This is a genomic window from Neptuniibacter sp. QD29_5 (assembly GCF_047778125.1).
GTDB lineage: Bacteria > Pseudomonadota > Gammaproteobacteria > Pseudomonadales > Balneatricaceae > Neptuniibacter.
Window position 1 is genome coordinate 524,890 of the sequence record NZ_CP180556.1, and the last position, 14,956, is coordinate 539,845.

At 41.8% G+C, this 14,956-nt stretch carries 12 protein-coding genes; 7 read left to right on the forward strand and 5 right to left on the reverse strand.

Annotated features, from left to right (window positions below):
- The first annotated feature begins 116 nt into the window (after window positions 1-116).
- Entirely contained in the window at window positions 117-2,471 is a 2,355-nt protein-coding gene (locus ACMXYR_RS02265) for a flagellin (protein WP_415902737.1), read from the forward strand.
- Between the two features lie 49 nt (window positions 2,472-2,520).
- Here the strand turns inward: ACMXYR_RS02265 and ACMXYR_RS02270 are convergent, their stop codons facing one another.
- Window positions 2,521-2,838: a hypothetical protein gene (locus ACMXYR_RS02270; protein WP_415902738.1), complete on the reverse strand. Its 318-nt coding sequence runs from the start codon at window positions 2,836-2,838 to the stop codon at window positions 2,521-2,523.
- 217 nt (window positions 2,839-3,055) lie between these two features.
- Here ACMXYR_RS02270 and ACMXYR_RS02275 point away from each other — a divergent pair, with 217 nt between their 5' ends.
- The 6 genes from ACMXYR_RS02275 to ACMXYR_RS02300 all read left to right on the forward strand — a co-directional run bounded on the left by ACMXYR_RS02275 (window position 3,056) and on the right by ACMXYR_RS02300 (window position 11,232).
- Window positions 3,056-5,410: a flagellin gene (locus ACMXYR_RS02275; protein ID WP_415902739.1), complete on the forward strand. Its 2,355-nt coding sequence runs from the start codon at window positions 3,056-3,058 to the stop codon at window positions 5,408-5,410.
- A 95-nt stretch (window positions 5,411-5,505) separates the two neighbouring features.
- The gene (locus tag ACMXYR_RS02280) at window positions 5,506-5,877 is read left to right on the forward strand and encodes a flagellar protein FlaG (RefSeq protein ID WP_415902740.1); all 372 of its coding nucleotides are present in this window, start codon (window positions 5,506-5,508) and stop codon (window positions 5,875-5,877) included.
- 49 nt (window positions 5,878-5,926) lie between these two features.
- Entirely contained in the window at window positions 5,927-8,035 is a 2,109-nt protein-coding gene (gene fliD, locus ACMXYR_RS02285) for a flagellar filament capping protein FliD (RefSeq protein WP_415902741.1), read from the forward strand.
- Window positions 8,036-8,072: 37 nt separating this feature from the next.
- Entirely contained in the window at window positions 8,073-10,103 is a 2,031-nt protein-coding gene (locus ACMXYR_RS02290) for a 6-hydroxymethylpterin diphosphokinase MptE-like protein (protein ID WP_415902742.1), read from the forward strand.
- A gap of 419 nt (window positions 10,104-10,522) precedes the next feature.
- Window positions 10,523-11,026, forward strand: a complete 504-nt coding sequence (locus ACMXYR_RS02295; protein WP_415902743.1) for a hypothetical protein — start codon at window positions 10,523-10,525, stop codon at window positions 11,024-11,026.
- A gap of 62 nt (window positions 11,027-11,088) precedes the next feature.
- Window positions 11,089-11,232, forward strand: coding sequence for a hypothetical protein (locus tag ACMXYR_RS02300; protein WP_415902744.1), 144 nt, complete (start codon window positions 11,089-11,091; stop codon window positions 11,230-11,232).
- Between the two features lie 148 nt (window positions 11,233-11,380).
- Here the strand turns inward: ACMXYR_RS02300 and ACMXYR_RS02305 are convergent, their stop codons facing one another.
- From ACMXYR_RS02305 to ACMXYR_RS02320, 4 genes are read right to left on the reverse strand one after another with little or no spacing between them, the layout of a single operon-like run.
- Window positions 11,381-12,151 (reverse strand): inositol monophosphatase family protein, encoded by a 771-nt coding sequence (locus ACMXYR_RS02305; RefSeq protein ID WP_415902745.1) that lies wholly within the window; start codon window positions 12,149-12,151, stop codon window positions 11,381-11,383.
- The gene (locus tag ACMXYR_RS02310) at window positions 12,138-12,968 is read right to left on the reverse strand and encodes an NAD-dependent epimerase/dehydratase family protein (RefSeq protein WP_415903621.1); all 831 of its coding nucleotides are present in this window, start codon (window positions 12,966-12,968) and stop codon (window positions 12,138-12,140) included. Before ACMXYR_RS02310 ends, ACMXYR_RS02305 begins: the two co-directional genes overlap by 14 nt.
- Entirely contained in the window at window positions 12,968-14,005 is a 1,038-nt protein-coding gene (locus ACMXYR_RS02315; RefSeq protein WP_415902746.1) for an N-acetylneuraminate synthase family protein, read from the reverse strand. Before ACMXYR_RS02315 ends, ACMXYR_RS02310 begins: the two co-directional genes overlap by 1 nt.
- An 18-nt stretch (window positions 14,006-14,023) precedes the next feature.
- Window positions 14,024-14,956 carry an ATP-grasp domain-containing protein gene (locus ACMXYR_RS02320; RefSeq protein ID WP_415902747.1) on the reverse strand — a complete coding sequence of 311 codons (933 nt, stop codon included), beginning with the start codon at window positions 14,954-14,956 and terminating at the stop codon, window positions 14,024-14,026.

Genomic DNA, 14,956 nt, shown 5'->3' on the forward strand with positions numbered 1-14,956 from the left:
GGGTTGACCTTTGACTTTGAGGTGGTTTGAAAAGGCTTCCTTTCTCACTGGCGAATTTAAATTAATGAAGTGTATTCCTGCGGGGCAGACTCGGCTGGATATGGGGAGAATCTCTCATGGCAATGGTAATTAACTCGAACATAATGTCGCTCAACGCGCAGCGAAACTTGACGATATCCCAAGGCGATCAAAACCAGGCCATGGAAAGGTTAACAAGTGGTAAGCGAATTAACTCCGCTGCGGATGACGCGGCAGGTTTGGCTATCTCTAACCGTATGACTTCTCAGATTAGAGGCTTGGATCAGGCGGTGCGTAACGCTAACGACGGTATCTCTCTGATCCAGACCGCAGAGGGTGCTCTAGATGAGACAACCAATATCCTACAGCGTATGCGTGAGCTATCTATTCAATCTGCCAACGGAACTTATACAGATGGTAACCGTGCAACGATTGATGCAGAGGTTCAGCAGCTAATCAAAGAGCTTGATCGTATATCGGAAACTACGACATTCAATGGTTTGAATATTCTTGATGGTACGCTTGGTAAGGTTGATCTGCAGGTGGGTGCAGAAGCTAATGAAACGATTCGATTCGAAGTTGGCGCTCTCGATGCTGATAGTCTGGGGTTTGGTTCTGTAACAGCTGATATTGCAGGTGCTGATGTCACCTCTGCAAATTTTGGTGATATCAACGATGGTGATGTGATTATCAATGGGCAGAATTTAGGTGATATTGCATCCGGTGCAACGATGGAAGATGTGCTTAATCAGATCAACGAAAACATTACAGGGGTGTCAGCGGAAGGATTCAATGATGTTGAATCTACAGAGGTAGGTAGTGGTGTCATCAGTGGAGCGAACAAATTAACAATCACCGTTACTGAGGTAAGTGGCGCTACAACGACTTATGAGATTCAAGACACTAATAATTTAAATGACCTTGTTGACACAATTAACACTGTGACTACTGGGGCTGTTCAGGCTTCATTGAATGATGATGGTGAAATGGTTCTGCAGAATTCTACAGGCGGATCTATTAAAGTCGCTGGAACGGGTATCTCTACTCAGTCTGTTGTTGGTATTGCTAGCGGGACCTATGAAGGCCAAATAGCCTTAACCGCTGATGATGGTGGTGAGATAACGATTGATACGGGTGTTACAGGCTTGCCATCAGATTTAGAAACGTTGGGTTTGCAGATTAATCGTGAAGGAGGAATTGTTGTTGGCGAAGCTATGACTTCTGGCGACGCAGATAATACGTACAGCTTTGGTGACCTTAAAATAAATGGAACGGTTGTAGCTCATCAGAACTCTGATGGTACTAGTATTGATACATTACAAGATAAAGTTAGTGCAATAAATGATGTAACGTCTGATACTGGAGTGGTTGCTTCGCTTAAGGCTGAGCAAAGCTATACAATGGAGAACGATACACAAAAAGCGGAACTTACACTGAATGCTTACACTAAGGTATCCGTAGCTGCCAATCTTGTGGTTAATGGTACAATTGTGGCTGTAGCGGCTAGTGCGGATGGTAATGCGTTTGTTAAGGCTATCAATGATGCGCAGAGTGCACATGGTGTCACGGCGTACATTGATGAGAATGACAAGGTGCACTTATCTAGTGATTCTGCAATGTCATTTGCTGTATCGGCTGCGGGTGTGCTTTCTACTCAGTGGGGCTTCACAGAATCTACTAACATCGGTGTGGAGTTCTCTGCAGCGGAAGTTACAGAGGCCTCAAGTTACAGTGCTTTCACAGGTTCTATCGAACTGAATGGTCAGGAAGTTGCGTTAGCTACCGGTGATTACCGTGATACTTCAGCATTTGTAACGGCGATTAATAAAGAAACTGCCAATACAGGTGTGTACGCTTCTGTTAACGATAATGGGCAATTAGTACTGCAATCTAATGCCGCTTTCTCGGTAGGTTTGGGTGATACTAACGGTGCTAAAACGTTGGAGGCGATGGGCCTTTCTGTTCTGGATAATTATGTAGGAGCAACTACTGGTCAGATGGAGTCACAGCAAACTAACGCGCGTATCGAGCTCGATTCCCAGAATGATTCTGCGATCTCAATTGAGGTAACTGCTGCAGGTACAGCGGCATTCAAACTACGAGATCAGAATGAGGAAGGAACGGGTGCGGCTACAGGTTCAGCTATTAGTACAATCAGTGTAGGTACAGCAGCGGGCGCACAGAAAGCGATAGGGGTTATTGATAATGCACTTGAACAAGTGAATGATGTGCGAAGTGAATTAGGTGCGGTGAATAACCGTCTTGATTTCACGATCAATAACCTGTCCAACGTATCTGAAAATGCTTCAGCAGCAAGATCACGGATTATGGATGCGGATTTTGCGGCTGAATCAGCAGCTCTATCCCGTGCTCAGGTTCTCCAGCAAGCTGGTACGGCTATGCTTGCGCAGGCGAATGCTGCGCCAGAGCAAGTATTGTCCCTTCTACAATAATTAGAATAATAGCCACCTTCAATTAGGTTGAAGGTGGCTATGCCTTGATTTAGTCAATTTTTAAATCATTAAGTGCTTTTTGCATCTTTACGACTCTTTTGTGGGTCTTCTGAGCTTCAACTAACTCATCTTGAAAAAGGCCTGCCAGTTCACTTGTTGAATAATTTAGCTCTTGGACCTGAATTAGCATATCCCTAATTGTTGCTTGATTGTCTGTTGGGATCTCTGCGGTATTAATTTTTTGGATTAATGCTGAATGCTGGGTTTGTAGCAGTTCTAGTTTGTCCCATTCCTTTTGTTCAGCGAGTTTATTCATCGCTATTGCCTGTTCAAGGGCTTGAGTTGCAAGTTCCTGAAGTGTGCTCATCTGTGTTATCCCCAAAAAAATATTAATGCTTAGTCTGCGCCTGCCGATATTGAAAATCAACGAAGGATTTATTGGCAAAAAAATTCTAAAGAGAATTTTCCCTTGGTCGATAACTTACTCAAGCTGGATCCTCCTAGTCGCAAATAACAAGGAGGGTTTTATAAGCAAAAATTCTTGATAGCCGGTCAGACTCGGCTGAATATGAGGAGTAAATCTCATGGCAATGGTAATTAACTCAAACATTATGTCGCTGAATGCGCAGCGTAACCTGACTATCTCCCAAGGTGATCAGAACCAGGCTATGGAACGTCTGACCAGCGGTAAGCGAATCAATTCTGCTGCTGACGATGCTGCAGGTCTTGCGATTTCTAACCGAATGACTTCCCAGATTCGTGGTCTTGATCAGGCTGTGCGTAACGCCAACGACGGTATCTCTTTGATCCAGACTGCAGAAGGTGCATTGGACGAAACTACTAACATCCTGCAGCGTATGCGTGAGCTATCTATTCAGTCTGCCAACGGCACATACACAGATGGTAACCGTGCAACTATCGATGCAGAGGTTCAGCAGCTAATCAAAGAATTGGATCGTATTTCTGAAACAACAACGTTTAACGGTCTAAATATTCTTGACGGTACTTTAGGTAAAGTTGACCTTCAGGTCGGTTCTGAAGCTAATGAAACAATTGGCTTTGAAGTTGGTCAGCTAGATGCAGATAGTCTGGGTTTCGGTTCCGTGACAGCAGATATTGCTGGTTCAGATGTAACATCAGCTAACTTCGGAAACATCGATGATGGTGATGTAATCATTAATGGTCAGAACCTGGGTGATATCGCTTCCGGTGCGACTATGGATGATGTTATCAACCAGATTAATGAAAATATTAATGGTGTTAGCGCAGCTGCATTCAATGATATTGAGTCAACTGAAGTGGGTAGCGGTGTAATCAATGGGGCGAATAAGCTGACCCTGACCGTTACAGAAACTGATGGTTCGACGACTACTTACGAAATCCAAGACACAAATAATCTAGATGAGCTTGTAGATGCCATTAACACTTCGACTTCTGGGGCTATTCAGGCTTCTTTGAATGATGATGGTGAAATGGTGCTGCAAAACTCAACGGGTGGTGCAATTAAAGTTGCGGGTACAGGTATTTCTGCTCAGTCTGTTGTCGGTATCGCAAGTGCTACATATGAAGGCCAAATTGCGCTGACATCAGATGACGGTGGTGAAATTACGATTGATACTGGTGCGACAGGGATTGCATCGGATCTGGAAACTCTGGGCTTACAGATTAATCGCTCTGGTGGTGTTGTTTTAGGTGAGGCTCTGACTTCAGGTGATGCTGATAATACTTACAGCTACGGTGACTTGACAATTAATGGAACAATTATTGCGCATCAAGACTCCGATGGTACTGATATTGATACTTTGCAGGGTAAGGTCGCGGCTATTAATGATGTTTCATCTGATACTGGTGTGGTTGCATCTCTGAGTGCAGAGCAAAGCTACACAATGGAAAATGATACTTCTAAAGCAGAGCTTACACTGAATGCTTACACTAAGGTATCTGTAGCTGCCAATCTTGTGGTTAATGGTACAGTTGTGGCTGTAGCGGCTAGTGCGGATGGTAATGCGTTTGTTAAGGCTATCAATGATGCGCAGAGTGCACATGGTGTCACGGCGTACATTGATGAGGATGACAAGGTGCACTTATCTAGTGATTCTGCAATGTCATTTGCTGTATCGGCTGCGGCTGTACTTTCTACTCAGTGGGGCTTCACAGAATCTACTAACATCGGTGTAGAGTTCTCTGCAGCGGAAGTTACAGAGGCCTCAAGTTACAGTGCTTTCACAGGTTCTATCGAACTGAATGGTCAGGAAGTTGCGTTGGCTGCGGGTGACTACCGTGATACTTCAGCATTTGTAACTGCGATCAATAAAGAAACAGCCAATACAGGTGTATACGCCTCTGTTAACGATAATGGCCAGTTAGTACTGCAGTCTAATGCTGCTTTCTCTGTAGGTTTAGGTGATACCAACGGTGCGAAGACGTTGGAGGCGATGGGACTTTCTGTTCTGGATAATTATGTAGCAGCCGCTGACGGCAAGATGCAGTCACAACAGACTAACGCGCGTATCGAACTCGATTCACAGAATGATTCTGCGATCTCAATTGAGGTAACTGCTGCAGGTACAGCGGCATTCAAACTACGAGATCAGAATGAGGAAGGAACGGGGGCTGCTACTGGCTCAGCTATTAGTACAATCAGTGTAGGTACAGCAGCAGGCGCACAGAAAGCGATTGGTGTAATTGATAATGCACTTGAGCAGGTAAACGATGTTCGAAGTGAGTTGGGTGCGGTAAATAACCGTCTTGATTTCACAATCAATAACCTATCGAACGTATCTGAAAATGCATCGGCTGCACGTTCTCGAATCCAGGACGCTGACTTTGCTGCTGAATCTGCTGCGCTATCTCGTGCACAGGTCCTACAGCAAGCAGGTACTGCTATGTTGGCTCAGGCTAACGCTGCACCACAGCAAGTATTGTCACTACTTCAGTAAGCTAGGAGCTATACTGATAGATAAATCGCTAACCCTTCTATACAGTTAAATGTGTAGAGGGGTTATACAGATTTTAAAAAAGAGAGGATTGGGTTATGGCTATTGAATCAATGGGCGCAGCAACGTCATCGGTTGTTCAGCCTTCTCAGCAGCCTCAGCAGGCAGAGCAAGCGAAATCTCGAGCGGTTCAAGCGCAGAGTAACGAAAGCTTTCAAGCGCAAGCAAAAGAGACACAGGAAATGTCTGTTGAAAAGCTGGAAGCTGCTATTGATCGTTTAAACGAGATGATGAAAGACGGTCAGCGTTCTTTGAATTTCTCTGTTGATACGGCGTCTGAAAAAGTGGTAGTACAGGTTAAGGATGTTTCCACGAATCAGGTGATTCGTCAAATTCCTAATGAAGAAGCTTTAAGATTTGCAGAGTCCTTTGATCGCATGATGGGCTTGATCTTCAATCAGGAAGCCTGAGACAATCATGGCTTCCTGATTTCACATTACTCAACCAGAGGTATGGGCGATGAGTGATAGTATCATTAAATCACTGGGAGCCGGATCTGGTATTGATACTGCCAACCTAGTTTCCAGCCTTGTAGAAGTAGAAAGAGCTCCACTCCAAAATCGTTTAGATACAAAAGAAGCGAAGCTAGAGGCGCAGATTTCTGCTTATGGGACCCTGAAAAGTAGCTTGTCAGAGCTTCAAGGAGCGTTGGCTCCGCTCGCCGATAACGATACGTTTAACGGCCGTTCAGTTTCTTTCCCCGAAACAGATGTCATAACCCCAAATTCAGTTGATCCCGGTGCCCAAACAGGCACATATCAGATCGAAGTTGTTGATGTTGCTAGAGCGCAGTCATTAGCCTCTAGTGCTTATGCAGATAAAGATGCTGCGATCGGTGCTTCGGGTACTATGACGATTTCCTTCGGTAAGTGGACATACAATGGATCAAATGAGCCGACGTCATTTGCTACAAATGATGAAAAAGCAGCGCTAAATATTACCGTTGAAGCAGGCGATTCGCTGCAAGATATTGCAGATGAGATTAATGACGCTGAAGATGCCGATATACAGGCGTCAGTACTTCTGGTTGATGGGCAATACCAACTCTTGCTCACCGCACCATCAGGGGTTAGTAATGCCATGCAGATTACTACCTCTGCCGATGGTAGTGACAATGGCTCGCTTGTTGATTTTGAATTTAATTCTACGAATTTTTCTACGACAACCGAAACTCAACAAGGCACAGATGCTGAGCTTAAAGTTAATGGCCTCACTGTCTATCGCGATACAAATGATATCAGTGATGTGATCCAAGGCTTTGATTTCACCCTCAATAAAGCAGACCCAGGACAAAGTTATACATTTGCTGTTAATGAAGACAAAGGTGTTGCAGAGCAAGCTATAAGGGACTTTGTAGAAGCTTACAATCTGTTTTATGAAACAGCTGAGAATCTAACAAAGTACACAACGGATGAGGAAGGTAATACCGTTCGAGCAGATTTAGCAACTGATGGTGCAGCGAAAACCATAGTCAACCGTGTGCGAGCCATGATTGGGGCAACTGTTCCAGGTGTGGATGATGCATTTACAGCGTTAACCAATGTTGGTGTTCGTACTGAGTTGGATGGTTCTTTAACTATCAATGAAGATGATTTGCAATTGGCTCTTAATGATAACTTTGAGTTAATTGAATCTTTATTCGCTTCAGACACGTCATCTTCAAGTGACAAGGTAAAAGTTTCTGTCGGTAGTTACGCTCAGGATACGGTACCAGGTGATTATAATGTTGTTATCACGCAGGATCCTGTTAAAGGGGCGATAGAGGCAAATGCTATTAGCAACGCCGCATTTGACGCCGCTGCAGATGACTTTTCGTTATTAGGTGGTACGCTGGATACTTCACTTGGTGATTATCGCTTTGTTGTAAATGTAGATGGTACTGATTCTAATGAAATAACCCTAAGTGGTAATTACTCTACCGTTGAAGAGTTGAGAGCAGAATTACAGTCTTTGATTAACGGTGATTCTAATCTTAAAGGGGCAGGAGCGGCGGTTGATATAACCTATGATGCTACTACAGACAAACTCCTTTTCACTTCTAGGCAATTTGGTGACAGTTCTGCGGTTTCTTTTAGCGGTACAACCGCAGATGCCCAAACACTTGGCTTAGCTGATTCAGGGTTAACTGTCACTGCTGGTAAAGATGCCGCAGGTACAATAGATGGTACTGCTGCTTTTGGTTCAGGTAATGTATTGCTACCTGAATTAGGCTCAGATCCTTACGGCTTAAATTTCATTATTGAAGAGGGGGCGACAGCAGCAACTGCTGCCGCTGGTGGTTCTCTTTCAATTAATTTCTCTCGTGGTTTTGCTGGAGAGCTATCAAATTTAATTGATGATTTTTTAGCGAATACCGGAACAATTAAAGCGCGAGAAGACAGTATTAATAGTCAGTTGAGTGGTATAGAGGAAGATCGAGAAAACCTTGATCGAAAAATGGAGAAACTCGAAACGAGATTGTACTCTCAATATTTGGCTATGGAGCGCATAGTTAGTAGTTTCCAAAATACAGGTAACCAGCTTGATGGGATTCTGGAAAGATTACCATTTACTGCGAGTAAAGGTTAAATGAATATAGGGCCTTAGGGCCCTTTTAGGTGCTTTAATGAATGATTTAGAAAGTCTCAAGAAAAAACTTGAACGATTGGAAAAGAATAAAAATATTGACGCTCTCTTTACTAAAAATCTAAATTTATTCAAGGAAAAGTTACCTCCTCTTTACGAGGAATATAAGTCTTACAGCGTTTCAGAATTAACTATTGCGTTTGATGAAGATGATAATATAAATATTCGTAATGTTAATGGTAGTTTTGTATATTCTGAAAACCCTTATGAATTTGCAAATAAGCAATATGAACTTTTTTTAAAGAATGCTAGGCCTACAATTATTCAATATGGTGATACAGGGTCTGCTGTTTTCGATGACTACTTGCATCAACATATGACAACAGAATTGTTGGATCTGTACGGTAGTGGGTCGCGTTATATTTCAAAAGGTATAAAAGAAGATTACCTGCAGACTGTAATAGTTCTTGGAATTGGGGCTGGCTTTCATATATCAAGGCTTGCGCTAGAGAAAGATATAAAGAACTTGATAATATATGATTTACATTTGGACTCTATATACCTGTCCATGCATATGATTGATTGGGAGCCTATAGTTAATAAGTATTGTCGGCCTGGATATAATATAGAGTTTTGTGCGGGAAAAACTGAGGATGAATCATTTATTCAGCTGACTAAGCTCTTCAAAAGGATTGGTAATTTTAATCTGTCTAAATTCTATGTATATGATCACTACAAAAGCAAAAAACTAGATGGCCTGATTGCTCGTGTAAAAAATAATGCGCATGATATCGTATTTGGTATGGGTTTTTATGATGACGAAAGGGTTGGTCTGGCTCATACGGTGGAATCAGTCAGTCAACGCTACCCAGTATCAAGAATTTGTCTGATGCAACGGAAACGTTTTTGTGATGTACCTGTTATTCTTGTCGGTAATGGACCATCGTTGGACGAAAATGAAGACTTTATTAAAAAGAATATTGGTAAAGCCATAATAATATCTTGCGGCACTACTTTAGGGACTTTAGAGAAAAAGGGTATTAAGCCTGATATTCATGTAGAACAGGAACGGCCTTATAATACATATGTTTGGTTGAATAATAGTACGACTGCAGAGTTTAGGAAGGGAATCAGTTTCTTTGCATTGAATACGGTACACCCGAAAGTTTATACGCTTTTTGATAAAGATAAGAGACATATTTGTGTTAAACCGAATGATCTTGGAGCTATGTATTTATTTCATTGCCTTTCGAAAGTTCCGGGAAATGGCTTTTCTTTGGCTGAGATGTGTAATCCGACGGTTACGAATTTCGGTTTATCACTTTGTACTTTATTAGGCTTGAGAAGGGTTATCATGATAGGCGTTGATTTAGGCGTCGCTGACCCTGAAGATCACCATTCTAAAGATAGTCCTTATTATGGGAATACAGGCCTTGATTTCGCTGAGTATATTCGTAAGCAGGGATTTTTTAAAGCTGAAGGGAATTTGGGTGGTGATGTTTGGACGACACACATATATTCAATGTCAAAAATAACAATTGAAAGGTTGATTGCTAAACATAAAATGACTGTTTTGAATCTCGGGCAAGGTGTAAAGATTGATGGTGCTATACCTGTTAATAATGGAGAGCTTGAATTTGATGGTTCTAACGTAGATAAGGAAAAAATTATTTCTGAGATCTTACCTGAGGTATTTAGTTTTAAAAATATTGAGCCACTTGCTAGAGAAAATCTTCAGAGAAAAGTTTCTGATAACGTTCATTTAGTTAATGATAAAGTTATTCAGTTGTTTATTCCTGATTTGAGTGAAGAAGAAGATATTAATTTGCTTTTGCGTAATATTCATTATGTATGTAAAGATCCTGAGCTTGGCCCTTTTGTGCTGGGTTTGATAGAGGGTAGTGTTAATTATTTTTGCTCGATAATGTCCTCCTTAATTGCTTTGTCTGATAAAGATGATCGCTTGGTTATATATAATAAAGCTCGTAGGGTAATAATTGATTTCTTGGAGAAGCAAAAGGCAGATGTTGATAATAGGCTTTTTGAATTGGATGGTTTTTCGAATTACTAGTATGATTTGCTTTGAATTATGATGTGGTAAGGTTTCTGTAGTTTTACTTTATTTCAAGGTCTTGTGGTACAGCGTTAACAACGCTTAAATAAAGGTATTAAACCTGAGATCCATGCCCATAAAGAGCGTCCCCAAGATGTGTATGATTGGCTAATTAGCTCAATTTCATAAGAATATCGGAACGGTATTCGAGTTGTTGGGCTGAATGCTGTTTACCCTGATGTATTTGATAATGAATACTAAATAGTTGCTAAGCCGAATGATTTGGGGAGAGCTTTCATTCTTGAGCTATTGTATCGTAAGCTTGGTAACTCTGCAGTTCTGGCTGCATTTGCAAATCCAACGGTCACTAGCTTTGGAGCTTCCTTGTCTGTCATGCTGTGCTTTAAGAGTATAACTCTGGTGCAGGTGATTTAGATATGGTTACTTTGGGTGCGCACCACTCCAAAGATAGCTCCTATGATAAGAAAACAGAAGCACATCAGAATGCTCTGAAAACTGCAGGGTTTTTTGAAAGGCCGGGTAATTTCAGGGATAAAATTTATACAACAAATGCTTTAGATAAGTCTCGGATATCTTTTGAGGTGCTCTTGGATCGTTTCAAGCATGTAAATTGTGTGAATATAAACGATGGCGCCAGTATTCAAGGAGCGCATAGTTGTCGTGCTGAAATCGAAGTGGTTGGTGAGCACCCTATCTCATTTGCAGATGAGTTATCAAATCGTTTTACAACTGTATTTAGCCTCAACGGTTTTCATGATTTCTCTGAAGATGCTATTCAGAAGCATCTAGCTCATCTGTCTATAGTGTTGGATCGATATAGAGGTATGTTACAGACCAAGTTAACTCTTTGGATGATGTATATATGGTTCTTAGAGAAGGACATTATGCATTACGTAAAACCAAAGGGTTTAGCTTTATAGCTCGAGGGCTACTTAAAGGTACGTTGGAATATGTACCTTGTACCTATATCAGTATTCTCACAATGGCAAAAGAGAGAGATGTACCAGAGTATTTTGCTAAGTTAAGTGGCGTTGTTCTACCATATTTGGATCAAATAGAAATTGATGCCAAAGAAAAGATCTTTAAGAAAGATGAATTTTCAAATTATGATATTTATCATGATTAAGAGTGTAAGTTTTTGTTTTATAGGTTGTAATTTAAATTGTCTGCATAGGTTGGTGGGGTAGATAAATTATTTGGTTGACTATATTTATTGATACGTTTCCATTGTAAATATACATAATGTTTGCAGACAGCTAGTTTTTAACTGGATTTCAACTTGCTGTCTTAGTCAACCTCACCACTTTGTCGATTAGTGATAAATTCGGAGAGATTATTAATCCGTTTATTTTTTCAACCTTCTGTTCAAAACAAACTCTTTTACCATTTATGTCATAAAGATAATAATTTAGCTCATTGGCAATTGCTGCTACAGGAGCTAGATCCCAGTCTCGCACAACAACATCTTTTACGAAAAGGTCTACTTCACCATTACATACAAGCACAGATTTTAATCCGAGGCTGCCGCACTCAACATAACGTTCAAGACCGAGAGCATCGTAGAGATACTTTGCAACACCATGAGGTTCTGGCGTGTTATCAATAATCGAACGAATAGGTTTATCTTTTCTGGCAGGCTTCACAGGCTGACCATTATAAGTCGCCCCCTTGCCTCGTTGTCCAACCCAAAGGTCGTTTCGCTCCGGCGCATAGATAACACCAAAAGTTGGCTGCCCATTATCAATCAGTGCAACCTGACAGACATATCCAGAAAAGCCATGATACCAACTAGCAGTTCCATCAATAGGATCTATAAGCCAATAGCGTTCACCTCGTTGCCTAACCTTATCTTCCTCAGAAACGACCGAAATATCTTTGGTTATATCTGCTAAACCCTCAATAATTAGGTCATGGGCCATACTATCAGCGTGGGTTTTAAATTTATGTTTATCAGTAATGTCTGAAAATTCATCAGACTTACGCCATCTCTTTATCTCATTGCCAGTATTAACAACTAGAGAAACAACCCTTTCAAACTCTATCATTCAAAGCCTCTAACGATTGCGTAAAGCTACTATTTAACACAACACCAAATTCAGCCATTTTCTCTAAAATAAACTCAAAGTCCTTATGTGTTACTTCATAACTAATATTGGTCGCGTACATATCAGCAGTCAGATTAACTAGACGATTAACTGACATTTTCTCCGCATAACCAACATTAACCGGTAAAAAGCTTTCGTCGTACTTCAACATAACAAACTGTTCAATAACATTTGCTGCATCAATGACATCCATCGCGGCCCACATAACAGGCTTATCCGGCAGGGAAAACTCTCTCTGATGCTTTAGAGCATATAACAAATTGTGTACCAAGCCGGCTTTACGCTCGCTTCCGTACAAACCTGGTAAGCGGAGAGCCACACCCGAGACTCCAGCCTCAGTGAGTAATGCTTCACACTGGAGCTTACTGGTGCCATAAGCGCTTAAATTCCCACCTGCCTGATTTTCAGAACATGGCATACTCAAAGCATCGTCATAAACAGCCATAGACGAGATAAAAATGACTGGACAGTTTGCTGCATTGATTAACACCTTAACCATTGAGGTATTACGATCAATCACGGTTGCACTGAGGTAGTCGGCCTCACGCTTAGGTACTTCAGCCGCACAGTGAACAACAATGTCTGGGGTAACTTGTTTAAACACTAGATTTACTGCATCCTGATCGAGTAAATCACAATAAACCCGTCCACCAGAGCTGTGAGTCATCGGATACAGATCTACCGAAGAGTTTGTCGCCAAGCGTCGGCTTAATTCCGCACCGAGAAAACCAGCAGCTCCGGTTACCAGAACCCGCATCACAGTTTATCCCAAGTGACCCACTGATCAGCTCTAATATCTTCCTTCGCAATACGCCCTACCACGTGCTTACGCATTGCAGGAGCAATGCCCAGACCTGGGCGTTTGATAACAAGCATCTCTTCAGTAATCACTTCACCAGCAGCAATATTTATTCTGGCATGTAGGCTGCGTTGTCCCTTTTCAGCCATTTCCATTTCTTCTTCTCTGGGGCCAGCTTTAATTCCATCACCCATACCTGATTCGACAGCTCTGATTTTTCTAACCATCTCAGAAAAGCCTTTAGGCTCAATTGCAAATGCATGATCAGGCCCTGGCAAAGAGCGATCCAGAGTAAAATGCTTCTCGATAACTTTCGCTCCCAGTGCGACAGCGGCAATACAAATATGATCCCCTTCAGTATGATCTGAATAGCCTGCATGCAAGCCAAAAGTATTCTTTAGAGTTGCTATTGCTTGTAAATTACTCAATGCGTCGGGCGCAGGATACAGCGAGGTACACTGCAATAGAATAATATCGTCATTGCCTGCTGCTTTTGCAGCATCCACAGCAATCTGGATATCCATCCACGTTGCCATCCCAGTCGACAGGATGATCGGCTTTCCGACAGCAGCCATTTCAGTAATTAATCGATCATCTGTCAGATCAAAGGAAGCAACTTTGTAAGCTGGTACATCTAATTCAGCCAATTCAGCAATGGCTTCGCTATCACAAGGAGAGGAAAAAAAATCAACACCGCAACTTTCTGCATACGCTTTTAGTTGTTTCTGCCAACTTCGATCCAGCTCTAGCGACGCAATCAATTCATGTGTATCTTGGCCGTCCAGATAACTGAACCCTGGCGCAAACTTAGAATAATGTTCTTTTGCTTTAAACGTCTGAAACTTAACAGCATCAGCGCCTGCATCCGCTGCGGCCTTAATTAATTCACAAGCCATGTCATAACTATGGTTATGATTAGATCCAATTTCAGCAATAATGTAGCAAGGCTCACCATCACCAATAAGCCGACTGCCTATTTCTATATTGTTCAGCATTGTAAGCACCTACTGCTATTAATGTGTAATCGAATTAACCCAGTGCCGCTCCAAGCGACATCTCGATCTTTCTGAAGCGCGGCCTATAAAGCTAGCACTATGATTCTCAAACAACTCAAATGGATCTACGCCCGATGCCAATACTAAGCCAAAGGTTGTTGATATTCTTGGATTAATTTCAAATGGGAAAACAGTACCATTAGAACTGAGAATAAGTTGAATATTATAAGTTCCACTCCCACCACCTAGCATATGTAAGCACTGACAGGCAGCAATCACATTCTGATCGTACTCAGTCTCAGCTGAAATGGTGATACCCTTTTTAGAGAAAACTTTGACTGGAATAATTTCATGTAAAGCCCCCTGAGATGAAGAAACAACTTGTACAGTATATTCAACTCCTTCAGCCTTCTCCTGAACAATAAAGTCGTCTAACCGCCCAGTGAACTTCCTCGAGAAGTAATCAAGGTCATCATCATTATCTAAAACAAAAACATCTCTGGATCCGCGACCTGTACGAGGTTTTAAAATACTCGGAAAGGGAATATCAACCGAATGATCTGATAGCAATTTAGTTATCGGCATCAAAGCATTAGCCTTAAAATGCTCAACCATTTGAAACTTATCCAACATCATGCGGATGAAACCAGCTTCAGGCATAAACATCCGAGTACTGCCAAATAAGCCAGCGTTTTCTGCCAGAATAGGTAATTCTTCGTCAACAGCCGATACCAGCAGGTCAATATCTAACTTTTCGCAGACACTCACCATCTCTTGCAGAAAGTCATCATCATCGGCAAAAGGAATTTTTACACAGCATGCATTTGGAATATCTGGACTAATGCGCGCTAAATTGGCATCGGCAAAGAATAAAGAGTACTTATTCGAAAACAGCTTCCATATTAATTCAGCCCCAGCCCCCCCAGCACCTGTTATAAGAATCGACTTCAT